We start from the raw sequence: 23,950 nt of genomic DNA on the forward strand, positions 1-23,950 counted from the left end.
CGGGTGACGGCGCCGGTCCTGCGGCTGGACCGCATCACCAAGCGCTTCGGGCCGCTCGTCGCCAACGACGCGATCTCGCTGGACCTGCACGCCGGCGAAGTGCTGGCGCTGCTGGGCGAGAACGGCGCGGGCAAGTCGACCCTGGTCTCCATCCTGTTCGGCCATTACACGGCTGACGAAGGCACGATAGAGGCATTCGGCGCACCGCTGCCTCCGGGCGACCCCCGCGCGGCTCTCGCAGCGGGGATCGGCATGGTGCATCAGCACTCCACGCTCGCCGACAACCTGACAGTGCTCGACAACGTGATGCTCGGCAGCGAGCCGCTGTGGCAGCCCTTCACCCGGCGCGCGGCGGCGCGCGCGAAGCTGCTCGATGTGTCGCAGCGCTTCGGTCTGGCCGTGCAGCCCGACGCCCTGGTCGCCGCTCTCTCGGTGGGCGAGCGGCAGCGGGTGGAAATCCTCAAGGCGCTGTATCGCGGCGCCCGCATCCTGATCCTCGACGAACCGACGGCCGTGCTGACGCCGCAGGAGGCGGAAACCCTCTTCGCGACGCTCGGCCAGATGGTGACGCAAGGCCTGTCCCTTATCTTCATCAGCCACAAGCTGGCCGAGGTGTTGCGCGTATCGCAACGGGTGGCGGTGCTGCGCGGCGGCAAGCTCGTCGCGCTCGCGCAGACGAGGGACACTTCGCAAGAGCAGCTCGCGCAATGGATGGTCGGGCAGCCGGTCGCGCAGCCCCAGCGGCGTCCTTCGCGGCAAGCCGGCGGTGCCGTGTGTGTGCTGGAAGATGTGTGCGCCGGCACGGGCCGTGATCGGCTGGAGTCGGTTTCGCTGGCGCTTCATGCCGGCGAGATCACGGCCATCGCGGGCGTGTCGGGCAATGGGCAACTGGCGCTGGCCGAACTCCTGTGCGGCGTGCGGCTCGCTCGCTCGGGCGCGATCACCTTGCTCGGTTCACCGCTGCGGGCGGATCCGGCCTGGCTCGTCGGCCAAGGCGTGGCACGCATTCCGGAGGACCGGCACGGCGTCGGCCTGGTCGGCGATCTGCCGGTGTGGGAGAACGCCGTGTCCGAACGGCTGCGGGGCGAATTTTCGCGCGGCCCGTGGATCAGGCGGCAGGCAGCACGCGATCACGCCGGCCGTATCGTGCAGGCCTTCGACGTGCGGGGCGCGGGCCTGGAGTCACCGGCGCGCGCCTTGTCCGGCGGCAACATGCAGAAGCTGATCCTCGGCCGCGCGCTGCTGGCGTCCGGCGGTGCGGTGCCTCGGCTGATCGTGGCGCATCAACCCACCTGGGGCCTTGACGTCGGCGCCGTGGCATACGTCCAGCAGCAACTGGTGGCCGCGCGCGATGCAGGCGCTGCGGTGCTCCTGATCTCGGACGATCTGGACGAAGTAATGGCGCTCGGCGACAAGGTCGCGGTCATGCACGCGGGCTGCCTGACGCCGGCTCGTGCGGCCGCGCAATGGAACCGAGAGACCCTGGGCCTGGCGATGGCGGGCGTTGCCACCGGTGAGCCGGCACCTGCAGAAGGAGTCGCATGAGGCTCGAAAGACGCGCAGCGGTGCCTGCCGCGGCGGTGGTGCTCGCGCCTCTGGCGGCATTGGCCGCAACGCTCATCGCGAGCTTGCTGCTCGTGCTCTGGGCCGGCGCGCCCGTCGGGCCGACGTGGGCGGCCTTATTGCGCGGCGGATTCGGTTCGGTGTTCGCGTGGAGCGAAACATTGACGCGAGCAACGCCCCTCATCTTCACAGGGCTGGCCGTCACCGTGGCCTTCAAGGCGCGGCTGTTCAACATCGGCGTCGAAGGGCAGCTCTATGGCGGCGCACTGGCGGCCGTCGCCGTGGGCGGCCTGCACGGGGGCAGCGGCTTCGATGCGCCACCGGCACTGCTTTTCGCGCTGATGCTGGCCGCATCGGCACTGGCCGGCGCGCTGTTGCTGCTCGGCCCGGCGCTGCTGAAGTCGCGGCTCGGTGTCGATGAAGTGGTGACCACCCTGCTGCTCAACTTCGTGGTGCTGCTCGGCGTGTCGGCGCTGCTCGATGGGCCGTTGAAAGACCCAGCGGCCATGGGCTGGCCGCAGAGCGTGGCGCTCAAGGAAGAACTGGAGATTCCCAAGCTCGTCGCCGGCACCCGCGTCCACGCCGGCTTGCTTGGGGCAATGGCGCTGGCTGCACTTCTTTGGGGGTTGTTCCGATACAGCCTGCCGGGGTTCGCCATTCGCGCCGTGGGCGCGAACGCGCGGGCCGCCGGCTTCGCGGGCGTGCCGGTCACGCGCACCGTGGTGCTGGTCGCAGTGCTTTCCGGAGCGCTGGCAGGCCTCGCCGGCGCCGTCGAAGTGGCGGGCCGTGCCGGCTACGTGACGCTCGACATGTCCCCCGGCTATGGATACACCGGCATCGTGATCGCCATGCTCGCGGGGCTGCGGCCGCTGGCCGTCATTGCCGCGGCTGTCTTCGTCGCGGGCGTCATGGTCGGCGCGGACAGCATGAGCCGCGCCATCAACGTGCCGAGCTCCATCGCCGACGTCGTCGTCGCGGCATCCCTCATCTTCGTGCTGGTGGCAACCCTGCTGGCCCAGTACCGCGTGCGCCTCCGATGAGCGACATCCTCGACCTCATGGCCGGCACAGCCTTCTGGATCGCCGTGCTGCGCATCGCCACGCCGCTGGTCATCGGCACGCTCGGTGTGCTGCTGTGCGAGCGGGCTGGGGTGCTCAATCTGGGCATCGAAGGCATCATGGTGGCGGGTGCGTTCACGGGATGGCTTGCAGTGCATGGTGGGGCGCCCTTGTGGGGCGGAGTCGCCGTCGCAGCGCTGGCCGGCGCCGTATTCGGCCTGCTCCATGCCTGGCTGACCGTGGGGCTGGCGCTGTCGCAGCACGTCTCGGGATTGGGCATCACGCTCCTGGCGACCGCCCTGTGCTCGTTCGGCTACCGCGTCAACTTCCCGAAGGTGAACACGCCGCCCACCGTCACGCCGTTCGCGCCCATGGACTGGCTGGGTGTGCCGGTGCTGTCCGCGCAAACGCCCTTGACGTTGCTGGCGCTGCTGCTGGTGCCGGCGGTGGCCTGGATGATGTACCGCACGCCGGCCGGGCTGGCCTTGCGCATGGTGGGCGAGAACCCGCATGCCGCCGAAGGACAGGGCATCCGCGTAGGGGCAGTGCGCACGGCCGCGGTGGCGGCCGGTTCGGCGCTGATGGGCGTGGCCGGGTCCTTCCTGACCTTGTCGGCCTTCAACTCGTTCTACTTCAACATGGTCAACGGGCGCGGCTGGGTCTGCGTGGCGTTGGTGGTTTTCGCGTCGTGGCGGCCGGGCAAGGCGTTGCTGGGAGCGCTGCTGTTCGCGTTTTTCGACGCGCTGCAGCTGCGCCTGCAACAGGCAGGCGACGCCGTGTTGCCCTACCAGCTGTACCTCATGCTGCCCTACCTGCTGTCGATCCTGGCGTTGGTGCTGGTGGCGCGCAAGGCCGCGTATCCTCAGGCGCTCATGAAACCATATCGCAAAGGGGAACGCTGATGTTGGACCTGCTCGTCACCAACGCGACGCTCCCGGATGGCCGTACCGGCATGTCGGTCGCGGTGCAAGGCGGCCGGATCGTAGATGTGACTCCGGGCCTCGCGGCATCAGCCGCAGAAACCGTCGACGCCGGAGGTTGCCTGCTCTCGCCCCCCTTTTGCGATCCGCATTTCCACATGGATGCGACGCTGAGTTACGGCCTGCCTCGCGTCAATGAAAGCGGCACGCTGCTCGAAGGCATCGCCGTGTGGGGCGAGTTGAAGCCCTCGCTCAAGGCGGACGACCTCATCGCGCGCGCCCTCACCTACTGCGACTGGGCCGTCGCGCGTGGCCTGCTGGCGATCCGCAGCCATGTGGACACCAGCGATGCCAGCCTGCTGCCGGTACAGGCGCTGCTGGAGGTCAAGAAGCGCGTCGCGCCGTACATCGACCTGCAACTCGTCGCCTTTCCGCAGGACGGCGTGCTGCGCACTGCGGGCGGCGTGGACAACCTCAAGCGCGCGCTCGACCTGGGCGTGGACGTGGTCGGTGGCATCCCACACTTCGAGCGGACCATGAGCGAAGGCGCCGCCAGCGTGAAGCTGCTGTGCGAGATCGCCGCCGAGCGCGGCAAACCCGTCGACATGCACTGCGACGAGACCGACGACCCGATGTCGCGTCACATCGAAACGCTGGCGTTCGAGGCTCAGCGCCTGGGACTGCAGGGGCGCGTGAACGGCTCGCACTGCACGTCCATGCACAGCATGGACAACTACTACGTGAGCAAGCTGATCCCGCTCATTGCCGAGAGCGGCGTCAGCGTCGTGGCCAACCCGCTGATCAACATCACGCTGCAGGGCCGGCACGACACCTATCCCAAGCGCCGCGGCATGACGCGTGTGCCCGAACTCATGGCGGCCGGCGTGGACGTGGCGTTCGGCCACGACTGCGTGATGGACCCGTGGTACGGCATGGGTTCCGCCGACATGCTCGAGGTCGCGCACATGGGGCTGCACGTGGCGCAGATGACCAGCCAGGCCGGCATCCGCGCGTGCTTCGACGCGGTGACGGTCAACGCCGCCAAAGTCATGCACCTCGAGGGGTATGGGCTGGCGCCCGGCTGCGACGCGAGCTTCGTGCTGCTGCAGGCACGTGACACCATCGAAGCCATCCGCTTGCGGGCGAACCGGCTCAAGGTGTGGAAGAAGGGAAAACTGCTCTCGCAAACGCCTGAGCTGGCCGCGCGCTTGCATGTCGACGGCCGCCCTTCGTCCGTCAATTTCCAGGTTTGAGGACGCTTCCTGGCTCTACTTCGCCGGTAAGCGCGCGTCGAGGATCAACCGGACCAGCTCGCCGAACTGCCGTGCATTGACCTGGTTGCCGCGGATGTCGGTGTTGACGCGGTGCACGATCACCACGTCGTAGGCCGGGATCACCAGCACATAGTGGCCACCGGCGCCTTGCGCGGAGTAGCTGCCTTCGGGCAGTGCAACGCCGGGCAAATGGCGGCCGCGAACGGCCGTCCACCACATGTAGCCATAGCCGCCCGCAAAGCCGGCTTCCGAAAACGGCTTGACGCTTTCGCGCACCCATGCCGCCGGCACCAGTTGCTTGCCGCCCCAATCGCCTTCGCGCAGGTACAGCAACCCGAAGCGTGCAAGGTCGCGCGCCGTCATGCGGAAGGGATACGCCGGATGCACCGAGTCCCGGCCCTTGAAGTACTCGCCGTCCTGAGGGCGGAAGTCCTGCATCTGCAGCGGCCCGGCCAATCGCGTCCGGAAGGCTTCGAAGATGCCGATTGCAGCCTGCTTCTCGTAGATCGTGCCGAGCGCGTTGAAATCCCAGTTGTTGTAGTACCAGAAGGTGCCGGGTGCGTGGCTGCCGCGCGCGGGCCGCATCGCCGCCATGCCCGCGGTTTCGTAGAGTGCCGGGTGATACACGCCGGAGCGGGCCTTGAGCAGGTCGTGCACGGTCGCCTGCTTCTCGACTTCCGTGAGCGACGGTTCGTTGTCGTCGATGCCCAGGTCTACCAGCGTGACTTCGAGCTTCATCTTGCCTTCGTCCACCGCCATGCCGATCAGCGCGGTGAGAATGCTCTTGCGCATGGAGTGGATATTGAACCGCTCGGACACGCGGCCCCATTCGTCCACCACCTGCCCACCCGCGACCAGCACAACCGCCGCGGTGTCGAGCCGCTGCGAGTATTCGCGCGCCGCGCGCAGCTTGTCGCTGGACCAGCCCGCCACCTCCGGCGAGGCGGCACGCGCCCATTCCGCACCCGGTACCGGCCCTGCGGCTGCGCAAGCGACCGACAGCACCAGAGTGATAGCCGCCAGCAGTATCCGGCACGGACGAATCCCGCAAAGTTCACGTCGCCGCATGGTCTTCCTTTCGAATCAGGTCCTGGCGCAGGCACCCATGGCCCGGGCCGCCTGAAGCCTCGCATGCTGCTGCCCGGACTTCCAGCTGGGCAACCCCTCAGGTGATTCGCACAGACGCGTCTGCGCATTCAGGCCCTGGCGGTTCTTGACGCCCTGCGCGATGCCGGCCCGTGCCTGCGTCTTCATCGATTCGTCCCCGACCGCCTGGCCCACGATGAAACGGTCAACCTCGTGCGTCAGCGCCGGGAAACCGGCTTGCGGCATGCTCTTCCTGCTGTCCTCGTATCGCTGCCAGCTCTCCCTGATCGCCGCGGCGTTGGCCGACTGCAGCTGAGCCCACAGGTGTGCCTCGCGCACCTGGCGGTGAGGGTGCTCCCAGCTGGCCGTGATCTTCGCCGGCACACCCGCCGCCGCCGCGTCCATGAGGGCGCCCGCTTCCTGCGCCCGTCCGCGGACGTTCAGCAGCCACGCCAGATCGACCTGCGCGTGCGTGCGTTGCAGCCGCGATGCCAGGGCCTGGACCGATCGATCCGCCGGTAGCGGCATGGCCATGGTGTCGACATTGCGCCTGAGCAGGGCTTCGGCCTCGCCCGCGCCGCCTTGCGCTTCCAGCATCAGCGCGAGCGAGCGCCGCGCGTCGGCGAGCTCCTGAGGGTTCGCAGGCACTGCCGCTTCGCGATGGCCCACGGCCTCGCGCATCAGCGCAATTCGTTCCGGCTTGGGGCTGCCCCAGGCCATTTGTTCCTTCGCATCCGCGAGCAGCAACAAGCTCGGCTTGTCTTGCCGGCCGTCGAGTTCGGTGGCGACCTGCGCCAGCCATTGCCGCTGCAAAGCCTCGTTCTTGTGGCCGCGCACCATGGCCATGAGCGTGCCGGCGCGCTCATAGTCCCCCGCCGGCCGCTTCTGGGCGACGTCCCACGCGGCCTTGAGAAATCCCTTGGCTCTTTCCTCTTCGTCCTGGCCCACCGCGAAATTCGCGGCGCCCAGCAACACGGCCAGGCGCTGCGGCTCCGGCAGCGATTGAACCTGCGCCGCTTCGGCATACCAGTCCCTCGGCGGGGCCGCAACGGGTGCTGGCTCGGGGTCGACGTCATCACGCACCCTGCTGAAATCCGACACGACCGCGCCGCCAATGGCCGCGAACTGCGGCACCGCGACCAGCGCCGCGACAGGAGGAACCAGCAGGCAGGCCAGATAGATGGTGATGCCACCGGCTGCTTCCAGGACGCCGGCACGGCGGCCCTGCAGCTCGGGCAAGAGCGCTGTCGCCGCGGCAGCGCGCGTCACGAAGGGCCAGCCGGCAAATTTCGGATGCTGCAGCGCGCTGAACACACGCTCGATGGCGCCGCGCTCGTCCAGCACTTCCGCGCCGCGGCGATCGATCGCGCGGTCGACCCGCATCACCCGCCAATGGTGCGGCAGGCCCAGCGCCAGGAAGACCGCGATCACCAGGATCACCCGGTCGCCGCCCCACAGCCCATACGCGACGAACGCGGCCAGCCCGAGCACGACGAAAAGGAAGCGCGCCACCGGCAAACGCGAGAAGAGAAACGTCTCCACGACGCGGCCGCCGTCCAATGGTGTGATCGGCAGCAGGTTGAGGTAATTGATGACGAGACAGGCAATCAGGAACTCCTGGAACCACGGAGGCGGCACGAACGTGCCGGTGGCCTGCCCAATGAGACCCGCCACCGCCAGGGCAATGCCTGGCATCGGGCCCGCGAGATAGACGAACAGCTTTTCCCAAGGGCTGGCCGAGGCTTTCTCGCCCACCGCGGCCCCACCCAGCCCGGGCACGAAGAACACCGAGAGGTTGCGGTAGCCGGAGAGCTTCATGGCGAGGAAGTGCCCCGCCTCGTGCAGGCCGATCACCGCGAGCAGGATCGGCAAAAAACTCCAGCTGATCCACAAACTGCCTACGCCCAGGAACAGCAGGGCCGTCACGACAAGAACCTTGAATTTCTTCGGGCCGGACCATGGGCTCGCGCGCTGCACCGCGAGCTGCTGCTGGAAGGCTTCGATGTCGGCCTCGACGCCGGGCGGCGGCGCCTGCTTTGCGGAACGCGATCGCACCTTGGCTGCCTTGCGCTGGCCCAGGTACAGCCGCCATGCGAACGGCAAGGCCACTCGCCAAGGCATGCGCCAGTGGTCCCCATCGCGCACCAGCAAGCCCTTCTTCTCGCAGTGGGACATCAGCAGGTCGGTCCCCAGTGCGCTCGCGCGGAAGAACTCCACGCCGTCCTGCACGATGGGATGCTTGGCCGACTTCAAGCGGTCGCAATGGTGCGTCCACGCGGTTTCAAGATCAGGCAAGTACTCGTCGTGCAGCGTCCAGCCCGGCGGCGGGCTGACCAGCGTGTGCCGGTAGCAGTTCATCGTGGCGATGGTCTTGCCGTTCGCAAGCAGCGTTGCCCATATCAGCGTGCAGGGCTGGGATTGCTCGGGCGTGAGGGACGGCGAAGCCATCGCGTGGGTACGGCCGTCCGCGCTCTGGTACACGTCGGTGAACAGGAGCGAGTCGTCCTCTGTGGTGACGCTGCGCTGGCAGGACGTGGTGTACCGGTACTGGAAGCCCAGCCCTTCGAGAAACGGCCGCGCCTTGTCCAGCGTGGCCCGTATCGGCGCGGGGGCGCTCTCGCGGGCCGCCATGGCGAGCGAAGTACGCCGCAGTCGCAGCCGCGTGAGGCGGCTGGCCGTCATCACCAGCATCAACACCATGACGGCCGGCAGGCCGATCACGACGGCCAGCAGCACATGCTCCATCCATTCCATCTCGCCCCTCCATCCGTCTAATCTCAGTTGTGAAGCGATGTTACTAAACCTACTGCAGAATGGCCGCGTGACCGTCCGTCAAACCTCCATTTCGACTCGCACGTGACGGCCTCCTCCGCCAACCGGGAACAGCGCATGCTGCACGGCCCCGTGCTGCCCGTGTTGGCGGCCCTGGCGCTGCCCAATATCCTGGCCATGGTGGCGGTGGCCGCGACCAGCATCGCCGAGACCACGTATGTGGGCTTGCTGGGCCGCGACGCGCTCGCCGGCATGGCGCTGATCTTCCCGCTGGTGATGCTGATGCAGACGTTTTCCGCGGGCGCGATGGGCGGCGGCGTGTCGTCCGCCATCAGCCGCGCGCTGGGCGCCGGCGACGAGGAAGGTGCGCAGTCGCTGGCGCGGCATGCGGTGGTGATCGCGCTGGTCGCGGGCGCCCTCTTCACGTTCCTGTTCCTCGTCGGCGGCGACGCGTTGTACCGATTGCTGGGCGCGCGCGGCGCGGTACTGGACGAGGCGCATCGCTACGCCACGGTGGCGTTTTCCGGCGTGCTGTTGGTGTGGCTGGCCAACACGATGATCTCGGTGATCCGTGGCACCGGCAACATGCACGTGCCTTCCACCAGCATTCTTGCGGTCGCGGTTTTGCAGATCGTGCTGGGCGCGCTTCTGGGCCTGGGCTTCGGGCCGATCCCTCGCTGGGGCATGGCCGGCGTCGCGTGGGGCCAGGTGCTGGCCTATGGCGCCGGCTGCGTCTGGCTGGCGTTCTACATGTGCGGGCCGAACAGCCGCATTCGCTTGGGGCCCGATGGCTGGCAGCTCTCCCGAGAGCGCTTCTGGCAGATCCTGCGTGTGGGCCTGCTGGCCTGCCTTTCGCCGCTACAGACCGTGCTCACGGTGCTGGTGATGACTGGGTTGGTCGCGCGGTTGGGCGTGGATGCGCTGGCTGGTTACGGCATCGGCGCGCGGCTGGAGTTTCTGGCGATCCCCATCGCCTTCGGCGTCGGCGTGGCCACGCTGCCGATGGTCGGCATGGCTATCGGCCGCGGCGATGTGCTTCGGGCGCGCCGCGTCGCATGGGTCGGCGGCGCGTTGTCCGCCGGCATCGTCGGCGTGATGGGTCTGATGGTCGCCCTGTGGCCGCAGGTGTGGTCACGCCTGTTCACCGACAAACCGGAGGTGCTGCATTACTGCGCGCAGTACCTGCACTACGCCGGGCCGGCCTACGCGTTGTTCGGCTTAGGCCTCACGCTGTACTTCGCCTCGCAGGGCGCGGGCAAGGTGCTGGGCCCGGTGCTCGCCGGCACACTGCGGCTGGCCGTGATCTGCGTAGGCGGCTGGCTGCTGACGGCGACGCAGGCGCCGGACTGGTCGTACTTCGCGCTCGTTGGGGTAGCGATGGCAGCTTACGGCGTGGCGACCGCGGGGGCGGTTTGGGGGACGCGCTGGGGCGAGTCGCGTCCGGTTGCTGCTGCGGCTCGCTGACTTGCGCCAGCCAATCCTCTTACGCGGGTTAATCAGCCTGCGCGAGCTGAGGCAGGAATTCCTCGACCAGGGCCTGCGTCATGTCCGCCTGGGCAACGTCTTTCGCCTTCTTGCGCGGATCACGCGCCGGCTCTTTCGCCAGCTGGCGCTTGATGCGCGCAAAGTGCAATGGATGGACGGTGCGCATGCGGGCCATGCCGCCGTTGATGCCCACCACGACCTGGTCGAAACGCGGCACCGACAGCAGCTTCTGCCCCATTGAAGCGCGCACCGGCCAGAGGTCGCCCTCCTCCTCCGTCAGTTGGACAGGATGCTCGGACGTGTCTTCCGGGTCCGGCGGAAATCGGCGGATCAGGTCGATCTCATAGCCCGATGCATTGCGCGCCGTGTGGTTGTCCAGTTCGTCGCGCTCGAAAGTCTTGTCGACCTTTTTCAGGATGCCCATGAACGACATCTGCCGGTCCTTCATGACTTCCATGAATTCCGCCCGGTTGGCGGTGTCGAACAGCAAGTCGGCGTCCTGCGTCGCCATGACGTCGTTGGGAAAGCGCACGCCCGCCGCGGTCTCGTAGGCAAACAAGGCGTGCGTTCCCACCACCAGAAAATGCTGCGATACGCCGTAGCGCATCATCGCGTTCAGCACGTCGATGAGGATGTCCGGCGTGCGGCCCACGCGAAGCGCCTTGTTCATCCGCCGGCATTCATCGGCCTTGGCGCGCAGTGACTTGACGCGTGCTTCGACCTCTTCCTTTCTCTTGGTGAACCGCTCGTACTTCAGTTCGTTTTCGGGCGACGCGGGGCCGAGCGAGCGCTGCCGCGAGTGGGGCGAGAGCGCGATGAGGTAGCGCCCGCCGTCCTGGTCGCGCCAGAACATGGAGCCGCGATGGCGAATGGCCTCCGTCTCGGCCTGCTCCAGGTTGGCAAAGAGCATTTCCGCGTCGATGAGCTGCCGCTTCTGCGGCTCGGTCAACTCATGGAAATAGATGTCCGGATTCTTCAAGGTAAATTCTCGATTTATCCAATTTACCTTGAAAGAACATTTTCTTCAAGGTAAAAGTCCAATCAAGCATTTTTGCCTTGAAGGCACCAACCAAGCGTTGACAACCCCCGACGCGTCCCTACAATCCGCCACTTTGTATGACAACTTTACAAATAATGAGGACTCTCAATGACAACTTCCTTTTCCCGCTGGGCCCTTTCCGCCGTGTTGGGTAGTACGCTCATGGCGATGCAAGGTTGCGCCACCCGTCCCGCCGTCGCGTATGTCTCCAACGCCGACAGCAAAGACATCAGCGTGCTGGCCCTGGACAGGGACAAGGGCACGGTCAAAGCCATCCAGACGGTCGAAACAGGCGGCATGGTCATGCCGCTGGCGCTCAGCCCGGACAAGCGCATGCTCTATGCGGCATTGCGCTCCGAGCCTTTCAGCGTTGCCAGCTTCTCGATCGACTCGAGCACCGGCAGCCTGAAGCGCGTGGGCACGGCCCCGTTGCCCGACAGCATGGCGAACATCATGACGGACCGCACCGGCCGCTGGCTGTTCGCCGCGTCCTACGGCGGCAACAAGATCAGCGTCAGCCCGATCGGCGCCGACGGCGTCGCGGGCGCTGCCGTGTCCGTGCTCCCCACGGGCAAGAACGCGCACGCGGCCATCATCGACGCCGCCAACAAGAATCTGTTCGTCACCAACCTGGGCAGCGACCAGGTGCTGCAATACAGCTTCGACGCCGCCAGCGGCAAGCTCACGCCCAACACCCCGCCCGCATTGGCCACCCGGCCGGGCGCCGGGCCGCGGCACCTGGTGCTGCACCCGAACGGGCGCCATGGTTACCTGCTGCACGAGCTGGACGCCACCGTGGATCTCGTCTCTTACGACCCGCAACGCGGAACCCTGAGCGTGCTGAAGACGTGGCCGACGCTGCCGGCGGGCTTCACGGGCAAGCCCTGGGCCGCCGACCTTCATCTAACGCCCGACGGCCGCTACCTCTACACCAGCGAGCGCAATTCGCACACGCTCGCCATGTGGGCGGTGGACACGACGAGCGGTGAGCTGAAGCTGATTGGGCACCAGCCGACGGAGAAGCAGCCGCGCGGCTTCCAGATCGATCCTTCCGGGCAGTGGCTGCTGGCTGTGGGACAGACGTCGCACGCGATGACGGCGTACAAGATCGATCCGGCCACGGGCAAGCTCGCCGCGCAGGCCAGCCTGCCGCTGGGCAAGAACCCGAACTGGGTCGAGATCATCGAGCTGCGGTAGCCGGCCGAGGCCTCCCCTGAATGGAGGATGACGAAACCGCTTCCAGCGCCCACAATGCGTTCGAACCGAGGGAGTCCAGACCATGCCGCTGCCCGCCATCACGATCACGCCAGACCAATACAAAGGCGGCGGCGAAGTCCCCGCCTTCCCGATCAACCAGTTCGACACGCGCTTGCTGGCCCAAGGCGATTCCTGGTTTTCCATCGGCGCGCTGCCGCCCTTTCTCACCACCAACCTGCTGTTCGGTCTGAAGCGGAACAAGTCCACCTGCATCGTCAACTGCGCCGTGCCCGGCCAGGTGCTGCGGCACATGACGGACACCACCACCAACACCACCTTCCTGCAGATCCTCGGTGGCGTGCAGTCGATGAAGTTCGACGGCATCCTGCTGTCCGGAGGGGGCAACGACATGATCGACGCGCTGCAGTCGACCGATGCAAACCCCGCCAGGCGATTGCTGCGCTTCCAGGCCGAGTGGGGCCCGCCGGGCTCCGGTGCGGCGCGCTACATCAGCGAGGCGGGATGGGCCGTGTTCGAATCGCACCTCGGCGACGTCTTCACGCGCTTCATCGCGGCGCGCGACGGCGGCGTCAACAAGGACGTGCCGGTGTTCTTCCACAGCTACGACTTCGCCACGGCACGCGATTCCGGTGCGGGGTTCGGCTTCGGCCCCTGGCTGTTCAAGGCATTCAACAGCTTCCAGGTGCCCATGGCCGACTGGGACGCCGTCTCCGCAGAGCTCTTCCAAAGACTGCGGGCATTGCTCGGCCAGATGCAGTCGAGCCAGCCCAATGCTCACATGGTGGACACCATGGGCACGCTGACCCGCGCGCTCAACAGCGACACCGGCGCCACCGCCGATTGGCAGAACGAAATTCACCCGACGAGATCAGGCTACAAGAAACTCTCGGCCAAGTGGGCACAGGCGCTAGACGCGGCTCTTTGAGCTTCGCGAAGTGTCCGGTGGGACACAATGAAGGACCGCAACCGCAGGCGCCCTCATGCCCACACTCGTCGTCCACCAGATCCCCGTCTGCCCCTTCAGCCAGCGGCTGAAGATCCTGTTGGCCCTGAAGGGCATTCCCGACGCGGTCAGCCACCAGGTCGTCGACATCACCAGGCCCCGTGACGAGGAGCTGCTGCGCAAGACGCGCGGCACCACGGCGCTGCCTGTCATGGAACTGGCCGACGGGCGCATCCTGAAGGAAAGCATGGTGCTGCTGCAGTACCTGGAAGACATCTACCCCGAACGGCCCGTCGCGCAGCGCGAGCCGTACCGCCGCGCTATCGAGAACATGCTGTGCCGGATGGAGGGCGAGTTCACCGGCGCCGGCTACACGTTCGTCATGAACCAGGACTTGGCCAAGCGCGACACGCTGCGCGAGAACCTGCTGAAGATCTACGCGCGTATCGACGACTTTTTGCGGCAGCATTCAACCGGCGAAGGACCCTTCCTGTTCGAGGAATTCGGATGGGCCGAAGCGGTGTTCACGCCGATGTTCATGCGCTTCTGGTTCCTCGAGTACTACGAAGACTTCCAGCTGCCTGAAGGTGACGAACGATACGCGCGTGTGCGTCAATGGGTGGCTGCCTGCAAGGCGCACCCCGCCGCGCAGCAGGTGAGCGAGGAAGAGATCGTGAAGCTGTACTACGACTACGCGAAAGGCGCGGGCAACGGCGCGTTGCTGCCGGGACGGAAAGTGTCGTCGTTCGTGTTCGAGCCGGACTGGAAAGGCAGACCCTGGCCGCCGAAGGACAAGTATCGCGTCAGCGCGAGCGACGCGGAACTGGGCTTGGGCATCTCGTGACCACGCCCGCACCTTTCGATCTGATCGTCTTCGGCGCCACCGGTTTCACCGGCCGCCTTGTCGCCGAATACCTCAATGCCATCTACGGCGTCAGCGGCGAGGTCTCTTGGGCAATCGCCGGCCGCAACAAGGACAAGCTGGCCTCGGTGCGAGACCTGATCGGCGCGGACAACTCGTTGCCCCTGTTGTCAGCCGATGCGTCCGATGCCGCGGCACTCGCAGGCCTGGTGCCGCAGGCCAAATGCATCATCACCACCGTCGGGCCATATCAACGCCATGGGGAACCGCTCGCGTTGGCGTGTGCGAAAGCAGGGACGGACTATGTCGACCTGTGTGGCGAGCCGGCGTGGATGGCGCAGATGATCTCCCGGCTGCAAGCGCCCGCGCAAGCCAGCGGCGCACGCATCGTCTTCTCATGCGGCTTCGATTCGATTCCCTTCGACCTGGGCGTCGTGTTTCTGCAGGACGAAGCGATGCGCCGCTTCGGCAAGCCGCTTTCGCGCGTGCGCGGACGTGTCAAAGTCATCAAAGGCGGCCCGTCGGGCGGCACCATTGCCAGCCTGCTCGCGACAGTCGAAGCGGCCAGCCGGGACAGCACCGTGGCCCGTACGATGGCCGACCCTTTCGCGCTGACGCCGGGATTTCGCGGCCCGGACCAGCCCGAAGGCGATTCGGCGGCCTACGACGAGAAGGCGAAGTCGTGGACCGGCCCCTTCGTCATGGCGCCGATCAACACCAAGAACGTCCACCGCACGAACGCGCTGCGTGGCCACCGGTGGGGCACCGATTTCATCTACGACGAACGCATGCTCACCGGGGACGGCAAGATAGGCGAGCAACGGGCCAAGGCGTTGGCACGCAGCACGCGCGTCCAGAACGCCCTGCTCTCCTTCTCGCCGGCGCGTGCCCTGCTGGGACGCTTCGTGCTCCCCAAGCCCGGCACCGGCCCCAGCAAACATCAGCGCGAGACCGGCCGTTATGAAGTGCTCTTCATCGGCGAGACTGCCGATGGGCAGACGCTTCGCGCAACGGTCAAAGGCGACCGCGATCCGGGCTATGGCTCGACGTCGAAGATGATTTCTGAAAGCGCGCTGTGCCTGGTGAAGGACATCGGTCGGTCCGAGACTGCCGGGGGCGTTTGGACGGCGGGGGCGGCCATGGGGCTGGCGCTGGTTCGGCGCTTGCAGGCGCGTGCGGGCCTCAGCTTTTCGATCGAGGATCGATGACGCGCAGCCAATCGGCGTAGTGCGTGGTCCCCAGCCTTGCCTTGTCGCCGGCCACCAACGTGCGGTCATCCGCGGCGACGCCGAAGTAGCCGGCCCTCGGGTCGTCGATCACCTCGCGCGGGTCGTTGTTGGCTTTGAGCAATTGGCGCACGGCGTCGGTCAGGCGCAACCGCTGCGGCCCGCCGAGTTCGATGGTGCCATTGGCCGGGGCACCGAGCGCGTAGTCGGCCATCGCGGCCGCCACATCGTCCGACGCCAGCGGCTGGAACAGCACGGGCGACAGTCTCACCGTTTGGCCCTCGGTCCCGGAGTGGGCGATGGCGCCGATGAACTCGAAGAACTGCGTCGCCCGGACGATGGTGTAGGGGATGCCGGAAGCCTTGATCAGGTTTTCCTGCACGAGCTTGGCGCGGAAATAGCCGCTGTCCTGCATGCGGTCGGTGCCGACGACTGAGAGCACCACGTGGTGGCCCACGCCCGCGGTCAACTCCGCGGCCGTCAGGTTGCGGCCGGAAGCCTGGAAAAACTCCATCACGGGCCCGTCGGCGAAGGACGGCGAATTGGCCACATCCACGACCACCTGCGCTCCTGCCAGCGCTTGCGCCAGGCCCTCGCCGGTCACCGCGTTCACGCCGCCGGAAGGAGAGGCCGCGACAGCCTCGTGGCCGCGCGCGCGCAGATGGTTGACAAGCTTGGTTCCGATGTGGCCGGTGCCGCCGATAACAACGATTTTCATAAGATGCCTTTCGTGGTGGGTATCTTCAAGACGGGCCGGCTTCTCCTTTTGTGACACCCGGGGTTCGCGTAGCATGCTAATTCCAAGGAGACAACATTGCAGTACTCATCGATCATCCTGGCCGCGGCGATGGCCGCGATGACCGGTTGCGCGTCGGTTGGCGGCAACTCGGCCATGGGCACGAAGCCGACCTACCTCGACGCGTTCACCGACGCCGTGCCCAACGCCGCCGCGCTCAGCCACCGTATCTATACGCCCGCCCTCGACGACGGCTACGTGCCCCAGGGCCTGACCAACGCCGGCGGCTATCTCTACGTCAGCAGCTACAAGCCCACGCCGGACCTGAAGGCCAACACGGGGCCCTGCCGGGTGTTTCGCATCGAGATGGCCAGCGGCAAGGCGGCGGGCGGCTTCGACATCCCGCCCGGCACCTGCACGCACTCGGGCGGACTGGCGCACGTGGGCAACGGCAAGCTCTTCCTGGCGGATACGCGCCAGGTATTCTTGATCGACATCGACAAGGCGCTGGCGTCCGGCACGTCGGCCGGTGCGTCCAAGGCCGTGAAGATCACCGGCGAACTGCGCGGCTCGTATGCCACCTTCGACGGCAAGGACGCATGGATCGGCACCTGGACCAAGGAGCAGGCCAAGGCGCGGATGTTCCGGCTCGATGCACGGCTCTTCGACGACTATGACGGCCAGACCGTGAAGGAAAACCGCGCGGTGGAGTCGATTTCGGTCCCGCTGGAAGCACAGGGCGCGGCTTTCGACAAAGCGGGCAACCTTTGGGTCTCCGCCAGCACCGGCCAATGGGGCAAGCTGTACCGGCTCGACCGCCAGGGCAACGTGAAAGCGGAGTACGTGATGGTCGCGGGTCTCGAGGACCTGACTGTTGACGAATCCGGGCGCCTCTGGGGCCTGTCCGAGTCCGGCACGCGCAAGTACTTGGAGTGGGAGACGCGCTTCCCCTTCATTTTCCAGATCGACACCGGCAAGCTGAAATAGGAAACGACATGCTGACCATCCACCATCTCGGCACCTCCCAATCCGAACGCATCCTCTGGCTGTGCGAAGAGCTCGGCGTGCCCTACCAGATGAAGCGCCATGAACGTGATGCGGTCACGCGCTTGTCGCCGCCCGAGCTGCAGGCGATGCACCCCATGGGCACCGCACCCGTCATCGAAGATGGCGACGTCATGCTGGCGGAGTCGGGCGCGATCGTCGACTACATCATCGGCCGGCACGGCAACGGCCGATTGGCGCTGGGGCCGGCGCACCCGGACTTTGCGCAATACCTTTACTGGTTCCACTTTGCCAACGCCACGTTCCAGCCATTGATGGGGCGCAACATGGTGTTGAGTCGCACCAACCTGCCGGCCGAGACGCCGGTCATTACCTCGACCCGGGACCGTTTGGCGCGGGCGCTGAAGTTCATGGATGCGCGATTGAGCGAAGTGCCCTTCCTTGCGGGAAGCGAGTTCACTGCCGCCGACATCATGATCGTGTTCTCGTTGACGACGATGCGGCATTTCTATCCGCTCGACCTGGCACCCTATGCGCAGATCAAAGCCTACTTGCAACGCATGGGCGCACGCGAGGCGTATCGCAGGGCGATGGCAAAGGGAGATCCGGGGATGAAGCCGCTGCTGGAGTGATGAACTCCCCGGCGCCTCAGCTGCCTAAAAGACCATCTCCAACGTCACATCTTCGAACGTCAGCGTCTGTGTCGCGGAGTTCCAGCCGTCGTAGGGCGTGTTCCTTTGCGTGATCCAGCAATCGTTGTAGAGCACGAGCTGGTAGTCGCCCGGTACAAGATCGAAATCGACGGAGAGGCTGGCATTCGAGCTCTGGTCGTAATCGCCAGGCTTCGTCATGGCATACATCAGGGACAGGGCACGGTCATGGTCTCCATGCACGTTCAACGCCCATTTGTCGATCGTGTTGCCCAGCCCCACCAGCGACCTGTCCGGCAAACGCAGCATGATGTGGCTCGGCAGGTCTTGCTGGTGTCCAAGTTCGGTGCCCCTGCTCGTGTCCTTGCGGGCGCCCGCCTGCATCCTGCCCTTCATGTGCACCCAAAGGCGGGCTCTTACCTTTGCACCCTTGTATTGGAACAGGCGCTGTTCAGCCGTCATCCGAGTGCTCATGTCGGCCCGCTCGGCGCTCACGAAGTTGTACCTTGTCTCCAACAGGATCCCCGTGCCATTCGTCAGCGGATGGCGTCTTGCGTCGCAACTCTGGTCCTTGAAACCCGCATGCGGATATCCCCCCGGGAAGGGGACGAAGAAGGTGTCCGTCTTCACACCTGCGGGCAAGCCCCGCGTGATGCGGCTCGCATCGAATACGCTGGCCGCGAGCACCATCGGCTCATCCGCGCCAAAGACCGAAACCTCTTTCACCGTCACGCCCAGGCGCTGGTTCGAGTCGATGACAGTCCCCACGGCGGGAGGTGAAGACGCGAAACTCCACTTGTATCGCGATTGATGCACAAAGGTCGTGCCCACATCACACAACACGGGCTTGCCGTCCTCCACGACCAAGTCCAGCACAGCGTAGGGCAACTTATGCGGTTTGCTTCCGGCAGCGGCGCCAAACCCAGGCAATGCGATCGAGGGCGTCCCGTCCGCCACGATATCCGACGGCCGCATCAGTGCCCGCCCATAGATGCCCTGGATCGCCGCCTGCCGTGAAGGCGCGGGCTTGCCATCCGCATCACCGGTATATCGCACCAGGCTCAACGCGGCGGCCGTCAGGTCCGCTCGCAGCAACATGTCGTCCACATGGTATGGAAATTCGCGCTCGTCCATGGTGGTCTTGCGGCCCGTCAATGCGACCGGATCCAGCGACGAGAAGATCAGGTACTCCATCGCTTGCACGTAGGCAGCAGCCTGCTTTTCCATGGTGACGCCGAAATCGGTTCGCAGAAAAATTCTGACGAACTCCTCGCCGTCCTCTGCATCCACACTCAGCGCGGTGCAGTGCACACACACGCCCTTCAGTTGCGTCGAAACCGCCTGGAGAAAGTACGATTCCAGCACCAGGCCGGCATCCTCGCGGCCAATCTTCTTGTCGCGTACCTGCTGTCCCAGCTCCTTTGCCCACAGCTGCAACAGCGACTGCATTCCCATACCATCGTCGACCAGCTCATCGCGGATGGTGTTGATGGCCTTGAGAACCTCCGCCGCATAGCTGACGAAGTCTTTTGCAGCGTCTTGCAGCTTCTTTGGTGTCATGCCTTTGAAGTGCGGCATCTGTTCCAACAACAGCCGCAGGGAGATCGGCCTGCCCGCCACAGCGCTATACAGCGATGCATCGCCGACACTGCCGTAAATGGTGTCGATGGTGAGCCTGGCTTTGAGCAGGGTATCCGCCTTTACGCTTTTTTCCATGAAGTCGCGCAGCCGGTCGATTTGCTGCAGGATCTCCGCTGCCATCGCTGTCAGCCGGTCCAACGAGCGTTGCACCTCGGTGATCTGTTTGCTGATCGCATCGAGCTTCTCCGCCAATTCTGCGCTGTTGTCGCCGCTGCCAAAAATCGCATCAATTGCCGCGTTGAAGCCCTTGCCCGCGGCAGCGCCGATGATGCCCCCGGCAATCTTCTCGCCAACCCACTTCAACACGGCGCTGCCGGCGACCTTTGAGACAGGATCCAATCCCACCGAGACCGGAGTGGCAGCGGCGGGCAACGGTTCGACTCTTTCTTGAGGCACAGACTCTCCAGTGAATAACAGGTTGATTTTTAGGGACCGCCGAGACCAATGCGTCGGGCGATGAACGCGACAACAATCCATTGGATTGGCGGCGGCCCCGCGATGTTAGAGATTCCAGCGATCCTGTCATCCTCCGATTTGTGGAGAACAGACCTTACCGCACCGACTTCGCGCTGAAACCGGCTTCCGCCCAGGCACTCGCGCTTGCCCGCGTCAGCTTGAACGAAGGCGCCACGCGCACCTCCGCCAGCAACTCGCCCGCCGCATCCAACGCCCGCAACATTGCCGACGGATTCTCTTCGTCCGGCTCAATATCCAACGAGACCGTCACGCGGTCCGTCCGGTGCGTGATCTCGATCTGCTGATGCAGCGTCGCGTGCAACTGCTGTTCATGCCGCCGGACAAACTCGGCGGCAGTCTTCACCAGCGTGTTGAACGCTGACGTATCCAGCGGCTTGGGATTCTTCTTGTCGCGGCCCATGGTCCAGGGCCCGACCAGCGCGGGCTCGACCTGGCCGTCCGGCGTCATGGCCACGGCCCAGCCGTCGTCGTCTTCGTTCTTGATGACTTTGGCGGTCCAGCCGTTATCGCGCCACAGGCGGGGTTCGCGGATTGCTTCTTCGGTGTCTTCGGGTTCTGTCATGCGCCCAATTGTGCCGCCTCGGGCACGGCGCCCGCGCGGCCCAGCTGCGCCAGCAGGTCGCTGGTGGTCGCTGCTTCCAGCAAGTGGCGCGTATAGGCCTCGCGCGGGCGGTCGAAGATGTCGGCCACACTGCCCTCCTCCACGATGCGGCCCGCCTCCATCACGACGATGCGATCGGCGATCTCCGACACCACGGCCAGGTTGTGCGAGATGAACAAACAGGCAAAGCCGCGCTCGGCCTGCAACCGTTTGAACAGTTGGAGCACGTGCTTCTGGATCGTCATGTCCAGGGCCGAGACGGGCTCATCCGCAATCACGAAGGCGGGCTTGCGGATCAGCGCACGCGCGATCGCCACGCGCTGGCGCTGCCCGCCAGAAAGCGCATGGGGGTAGCGGTCGGCCAGGCCGGTCAGCCCCACTTCTTCCAACATCGCCGCGACGGTGTCGCGCCGTTCACTCGCCGCGAGCGGCTTGCCGTGCAACAGCGGCTCGGCCACGATGTCGCCGACCTTCTGGCGCGGGTCCAGCGACGAATACGGATCCTGGAAGACAAGCTGGCAATCGAGCCGAAACGAGCGGCGCTCGGCGACGCTCGCGTCAGCAAGCGCCTTGCCGCGATACATCACATCCCCACCGCTCGCGGGCAAGAGGCCGATCATCGCGCGGCCCAGCGTCGTCTTGCCCGATCCGGAGCCACCCACGACCGCCACCACCTCGCCCGGCTGCACCGCCAGCGAGACGCCGTCGACCGCGAGCTTGTGCGTTTTGCGCCCGAACCAGCCGCTGCTGGCACCGGGAAAGCCCACGCACAGGTTGCGCGCTTCGATCAAAGGCGCGGCCTTGGACATCGTCTGAACCCGGTCATTGCGCTGGGGCAGAGCTTCGATCAAGGTGCGGGTGTACGCCTCTTTCGGTGCGGTCAGCACCTGCGCCACCGGGCCCGCCTCCACACGCCGACCCTTCTCCAGCACCACCACGGCATCGGCGTAACGCGCCACCAGGCCCAGGTCGTGCGTGATGAGCAGCACGGCGGTGCCCTCCGTGCGCGTCAGCTCCGCCATGATCTCCATCACCTCGCGTTGGCTCAGCGAGTCGAGCGCCGTCGTCGGTTCGTCCGCGATCAGCAACTGGGGTTTGAGCAGCATCACGGACGCGAGCATGATGCGCTGGCGCATGCCGCCGGAGAACTGGTGCGGATGCGCGGCCAGGCAAGCGTCCGGGTCGGCAATGCGAACCCGGCGCAGCATGTCGATCGCGCGTTGGCGTGCCTGCGCTACGCTGAGCTTCTCGTGCAGCAGCAGGCCTTCGCACAGCTGCTCGCCGATTCGGATGGCCGGGTTCAGCGACACCATGGGCTCCTGGAACACCATGCCGATGGCGCTGCCGCGCAGCGCTCGCATCTTTTCTGGGGTCAGGTGCGCCAGGTCATGGCCCTGGTAAAGAATCGTGCCGCCACTCTGTCGTACTTGCGGCGGCAACAGGCGCAGCACGGCGCGGCCGGCCAGCGTCTTGCCGCTCCCCGACTCGCCCACCAGTGCCAGCACCTGGCCCGCCTTGATGTCGAACGACACGCCGTCGATGAGCGGGCGCGCCAGTGGCCCTTGCACGGTGAGGCCCTGCACCGACAGCAGCGGCAATGGCGTGTTGGCGTTCATCAAGCGTGCTCCATGCGCGGATCGAGCCAGTCGCGCAGCGCGTCGCCCAGCAGGTTGATGCCCAGAAGGGTGAGCGCGATGCACACACCGGGGGCGATACCCAGCCACGCGGCCGATTCAATATAGGGCCGGCCGGACGAAAGCATGTTGCCCCAGGTCGGCGCCGGTGGCGGCACGCCCAGGCCCAGGAAGCTGAGCGCGCTTTCGGCGAGGATCACCCATCCGAACATCGATGTGGCCAGCACCACCAGGGGGGCTACGCAGTTGGGCAGGATGTGGACGAAAACCGTGCGCATGCCGGAGTTGCCGATCACGCGCGAGGCCTCGATGTATTCCTTCTCGCGCAGCGACAGTACCGTGCCGCGCACCACGCGTACCGCGGTGGGCGCATACGCAAGGCCGAGTGCCAGCACGATTCCCCACTTGTTGGCGCCGATGATCACCATCACGCCGAGCGCCAGCAGGATGCCCGGGAAGGCGAGCAGCGCATCGTTGAAGACCATGAGGATCCTGTCGACCCAGCCACGCGCGTAGCCCGCCACCAGGCCGACCACCACGCCCAGCAGCAACGCGACCAGCACCGTGCATGCCGCGACCAGCATGCTGGTGCCGGCGCCCGCGAGGATGCGCGAAAGCACGTCGCGGCCGAACTCGTCGGTGCCCAACAGGAATCGGGACGACGGCGCCTGCAGGCGCGACCGCAGGTTCAGTGCGAGCGGGCCATAGGGTGTCCAGAAGATGGAGACCAGGGCCATCGCGGCGACGGCGGCCACCAGGGAGCCACCGATCAGGGCATTCGCACGCAGTTTCATGTTGCGGACACTCGCGGGTCGAACAAGGGATAGCACAGGTCGACCACGAGGTTGACCAGCACGTAGATGGCGGCGGTGAACAGCATGCAGCCCTGCACCACCGGATAGTCCCGCGCGAAGATCGCGTCCACCAGCAGCCGGCCCAGGCCGGGCAAGGTGAACACCGTTTCCAGCACGGCGATGCCGCCCAGCAGGTTGCCCAGCACCAGGCCCACCAGCGTCCAGGTGGGCGCGAAGGCATTGGGCAGCACGTGGCGCAGCAGCACGCGCCGCTCCGACAGGCCCTTCGCGCGAGCATGGGTCACGTATTCCAGCCGCAGCGTTTCCACCGCGCTGGCGCGCGACATGCGCGTCAGAACGCCCAACTCGATCAGCGTCAGCGTGACGACGGGCAGGATGAGGAACGTAATGGAGGCGCGCCAGTCTTCGGCAAACGGCACGTAGCCCACCACCGGCACCAGGCCCAGCTTGAGCCCGACGAACAGCAGCAGCAACAGCCCGAGCCAGAAGCTGGGGATCGACAGAAAGAAAGTGGCGGTGGCTACGACCACCGTATCGACGATGCTGTTCTGCTTCCACGCCGCGTAAAGGCCGGCGGGCACGGCCAGGAGCACCGCCAGTGCCACCGCCACGAGCACGATCGACGCGCTGACCTGGAACCGCTGCAGCAGCAAGGGCATCACGGGTTCGCTGCTGGTGATCGACTGGCCCAGGTCGCCTTGCAGCACCTGGCCCAGCCAATAGAAGAATTGCAGCCCGATCGGCTTGTCCAGGCCCCAGGCGGCGCGCAACGAGGCCAGCTGCTCCGGCGTGGCGCTGTCACCCAGGATCAGCAGCGCCGGGTCTCCAGGCACAAGCCGCATCAGCATGAACACCAGCAGCCCGACCAGCAGCAGCGTGGGCAGGGTCCACAGCAGCCGCCGCAGGACGTAGATCAGGAGCGAAGGATTCATTCGGTGCCCGAGC

General features: G+C 66.1%; 20 protein-coding genes. 11 read left to right on the forward strand and 9 right to left on the reverse strand.

Annotated features, from left to right (window positions below; translation table 11 throughout):
* The first annotated feature begins 3 nt into the window (after positions 1-3).
* From EEB15_RS28760 to EEB15_RS28775, 4 genes are read left to right on the forward strand one after another with little or no spacing between them, the layout of a single operon-like run.
* Positions 4-1,545, forward strand: a complete 1,542-nt coding sequence (locus EEB15_RS28760) for an ABC transporter ATP-binding protein (protein ID WP_141513409.1) — start codon at positions 4-6, stop codon at positions 1,543-1,545.
* Positions 1,542-2,603 (forward strand): ABC transporter permease, encoded by a 1,062-nt coding sequence (locus tag EEB15_RS28765; protein WP_141513410.1) that lies wholly within the window; start codon positions 1,542-1,544, stop codon positions 2,601-2,603. Before EEB15_RS28760 ends, EEB15_RS28765 begins: the two co-directional genes overlap by 4 nt.
* Positions 2,600-3,523 carry an ABC transporter permease gene (locus EEB15_RS28770; protein WP_141513411.1) on the forward strand — a complete coding sequence of 308 codons (924 nt, stop codon included), beginning with the start codon at positions 2,600-2,602 and terminating at the stop codon, positions 3,521-3,523. Before EEB15_RS28765 ends, EEB15_RS28770 begins: the two co-directional genes overlap by 4 nt.
* Positions 3,523-4,794, forward strand: coding sequence for an amidohydrolase family protein (locus EEB15_RS28775; RefSeq protein ID WP_141513412.1), 1,272 nt, complete (start codon positions 3,523-3,525; stop codon positions 4,792-4,794). Before EEB15_RS28770 ends, EEB15_RS28775 begins: the two co-directional genes overlap by 1 nt.
* Before the next feature lie 15 nt (positions 4,795-4,809).
* On the opposite strand, the gene EEB15_RS28780 is transcribed toward EEB15_RS28775, so the two are convergent.
* Both EEB15_RS28780 and EEB15_RS28785 read right to left on the reverse strand, forming a co-directional pair.
* A complete protein-coding gene (locus EEB15_RS28780) occupies positions 4,810-5,883 on the reverse strand; it encodes a serine hydrolase (RefSeq protein ID WP_141513413.1) in 1,074 nt (357 codons plus the stop codon).
* A 15-nt stretch (positions 5,884-5,898) separates the two neighbouring features.
* Positions 5,899-8,655 (reverse strand): site-2 protease family protein, encoded by a 2,757-nt coding sequence (locus EEB15_RS28785; protein ID WP_141513414.1) that lies wholly within the window; start codon positions 8,653-8,655, stop codon positions 5,899-5,901.
* 102 nt (positions 8,656-8,757) lie between these two features.
* Between EEB15_RS28785 and EEB15_RS28790 the strand changes: the two genes are divergently transcribed.
* Positions 8,758-10,137, forward strand: a complete 1,380-nt coding sequence (locus tag EEB15_RS28790; RefSeq protein ID WP_233259657.1) for an MATE family efflux transporter — start codon at positions 8,758-8,760, stop codon at positions 10,135-10,137.
* A 28-nt stretch (positions 10,138-10,165) separates the two neighbouring features.
* Here EEB15_RS28790 and EEB15_RS28795 read toward each other — a convergent pair whose 3' ends face one another.
* Positions 10,166-11,137, reverse strand: coding sequence for a nucleotidyltransferase domain-containing protein (locus EEB15_RS28795; protein WP_141513415.1), 972 nt, complete (start codon positions 11,135-11,137; stop codon positions 10,166-10,168).
* Between the two features lie 222 nt (positions 11,138-11,359).
* Here EEB15_RS28795 and EEB15_RS28800 point away from each other — a divergent pair, with 222 nt between their 5' ends.
* From EEB15_RS28800 to EEB15_RS28815, 4 genes are all read left to right on the forward strand, one after another.
* Complete coding sequence (locus EEB15_RS28800) at positions 11,360-12,394, forward strand: beta-propeller fold lactonase family protein (protein WP_233259658.1); 1,035 nt, start codon at positions 11,360-11,362, stop codon at positions 12,392-12,394.
* Positions 12,395-12,476: 82 nt separating this feature from the next.
* Positions 12,477-13,340 (forward strand): hypothetical protein, encoded by an 864-nt coding sequence (locus EEB15_RS28805; RefSeq protein WP_141513417.1) that lies wholly within the window; start codon positions 12,477-12,479, stop codon positions 13,338-13,340.
* A 55-nt stretch (positions 13,341-13,395) separates the two neighbouring features.
* On the forward strand, positions 13,396-14,202 hold the full coding sequence (locus tag EEB15_RS28810) for a glutathione S-transferase family protein (protein WP_141513418.1): 807 nt from the start codon (positions 13,396-13,398) through the stop codon (positions 14,200-14,202).
* Entirely contained in the window at positions 14,199-15,428 is a 1,230-nt protein-coding gene (locus tag EEB15_RS28815) for a trans-acting enoyl reductase family protein (RefSeq protein WP_141513419.1), read from the forward strand. Before EEB15_RS28810 ends, EEB15_RS28815 begins: the two co-directional genes overlap by 4 nt.
* On the opposite strand, the gene EEB15_RS28820 is transcribed toward EEB15_RS28815, so the two are convergent.
* Positions 15,403-16,164 carry an SDR family oxidoreductase gene (locus EEB15_RS28820; RefSeq protein ID WP_141513420.1) on the reverse strand — a complete coding sequence of 254 codons (762 nt, stop codon included), beginning with the start codon at positions 16,162-16,164 and terminating at the stop codon, positions 15,403-15,405. The genes EEB15_RS28815 and EEB15_RS28820 overlap by 26 nt on opposite strands.
* Before the next feature lie 96 nt (positions 16,165-16,260).
* Between EEB15_RS28820 and EEB15_RS28825 the strand changes: the two genes are divergently transcribed.
* Both EEB15_RS28825 and EEB15_RS28830 read left to right on the forward strand, forming a co-directional pair.
* Entirely contained in the window at positions 16,261-17,169 is a 909-nt protein-coding gene (locus EEB15_RS28825) for a hypothetical protein (RefSeq protein WP_141513421.1), read from the forward strand.
* Between the two features lie 8 nt (positions 17,170-17,177).
* The gene (locus EEB15_RS28830; protein ID WP_141513422.1) at positions 17,178-17,819 is read left to right on the forward strand and encodes a glutathione S-transferase family protein; all 642 of its coding nucleotides are present in this window, start codon (positions 17,178-17,180) and stop codon (positions 17,817-17,819) included.
* Between the two features lie 24 nt (positions 17,820-17,843).
* On the opposite strand, the gene EEB15_RS28835 is transcribed toward EEB15_RS28830, so the two are convergent.
* From EEB15_RS28835 to EEB15_RS28855, 5 genes are all read right to left on the reverse strand, one after another.
* A complete protein-coding gene (locus tag EEB15_RS28835) occupies positions 17,844-19,850 on the reverse strand; it encodes a hypothetical protein (protein WP_141513423.1) in 2,007 nt (668 codons plus the stop codon).
* 178 nt (positions 19,851-20,028) lie between these two features.
* A complete protein-coding gene (locus EEB15_RS28840) occupies positions 20,029-20,517 on the reverse strand; it encodes a hypothetical protein (RefSeq protein ID WP_141513424.1) in 489 nt (162 codons plus the stop codon).
* Positions 20,514-22,172: an ABC transporter ATP-binding protein gene (locus tag EEB15_RS28845; protein ID WP_199236657.1), complete on the reverse strand. Its 1,659-nt coding sequence runs from the start codon at positions 22,170-22,172 to the stop codon at positions 20,514-20,516. Before EEB15_RS28845 ends, EEB15_RS28840 begins: the two co-directional genes overlap by 4 nt.
* Positions 22,172-22,984 (reverse strand): ABC transporter permease, encoded by an 813-nt coding sequence (locus EEB15_RS28850; protein WP_141513425.1) that lies wholly within the window; start codon positions 22,982-22,984, stop codon positions 22,172-22,174. The genes EEB15_RS28845 and EEB15_RS28850 overlap by 1 nt, the downstream gene beginning before the upstream one ends.
* A complete protein-coding gene (locus EEB15_RS28855) occupies positions 22,981-23,937 on the reverse strand; it encodes an ABC transporter permease (RefSeq protein WP_141513426.1) in 957 nt (318 codons plus the stop codon). Before EEB15_RS28855 ends, EEB15_RS28850 begins: the two co-directional genes overlap by 4 nt.
* Between the last annotated feature and the right edge of the window lie 13 nt (positions 23,938-23,950).

It is taken from the genome of Ramlibacter sp. WS9 (assembly GCF_003797765.1).
Taxonomy (GTDB): Bacteria; Pseudomonadota; Gammaproteobacteria; order Burkholderiales; family Burkholderiaceae_C; genus Ramlibacter.

Coding starts and splice junctions, on each gene's coding strand:
- EEB15_RS28765 (WP_141513410.1), top strand. CDS start 1,542: ATGAGGCTCGAAAGACGCGCAGCGGTGCCTGCCGCGGCGGTGGTGCTC.
- EEB15_RS28770 (WP_141513411.1), top strand. CDS start 2,600: ATGAGCGACATCCTCGACCTCATGGCCGGCACAGCCTTCTGGATCGCC.
- EEB15_RS28775 (WP_141513412.1), top strand. CDS start 3,523: ATGTTGGACCTGCTCGTCACCAACGCGACGCTCCCGGATGGCCGTACC.
- EEB15_RS28780 (WP_141513413.1), bottom strand. CDS start 5,883: ATGCGGCGACGTGAACTTTGCGGGATTCGTCCGTGCCGGATACTGCTG.
- EEB15_RS28785 (WP_141513414.1), bottom strand. CDS start 8,655: ATGGAATGGATGGAGCATGTGCTGCTGGCCGTCGTGATCGGCCTGCCG.
- EEB15_RS28800 (WP_233259658.1), top strand. CDS start 11,360: ATGGCGATGCAAGGTTGCGCCACCCGTCCCGCCGTCGCGTATGTCTCC.
- EEB15_RS28805 (WP_141513417.1), top strand. CDS start 12,477: ATGCCGCTGCCCGCCATCACGATCACGCCAGACCAATACAAAGGCGGC.
- EEB15_RS28810 (WP_141513418.1), top strand. CDS start 13,396: ATGCCCACACTCGTCGTCCACCAGATCCCCGTCTGCCCCTTCAGCCAG.
- EEB15_RS28820 (WP_141513420.1), bottom strand. CDS start 16,164: ATGAAAATCGTTGTTATCGGCGGCACCGGCCACATCGGAACCAAGCTT.
- EEB15_RS28830 (WP_141513422.1), top strand. CDS start 17,178: ATGCTGACCATCCACCATCTCGGCACCTCCCAATCCGAACGCATCCTC.
- EEB15_RS28840 (WP_141513424.1), bottom strand. CDS start 20,517: ATGACAGAACCCGAAGACACCGAAGAAGCAATCCGCGAACCCCGCCTG.
- EEB15_RS28845 (WP_199236657.1), bottom strand. CDS start 22,172: ATGAACGCCAACACGCCATTGCCGCTGCTGTCGGTGCAGGGCCTCACC.
- EEB15_RS28850 (WP_141513425.1), bottom strand. CDS start 22,984: ATGAAACTGCGTGCGAATGCCCTGATCGGTGGCTCCCTGGTGGCCGCC.
- EEB15_RS28855 (WP_141513426.1), bottom strand. CDS start 23,937: ATGAATCCTTCGCTCCTGATCTACGTCCTGCGGCGGCTGCTGTGGACC.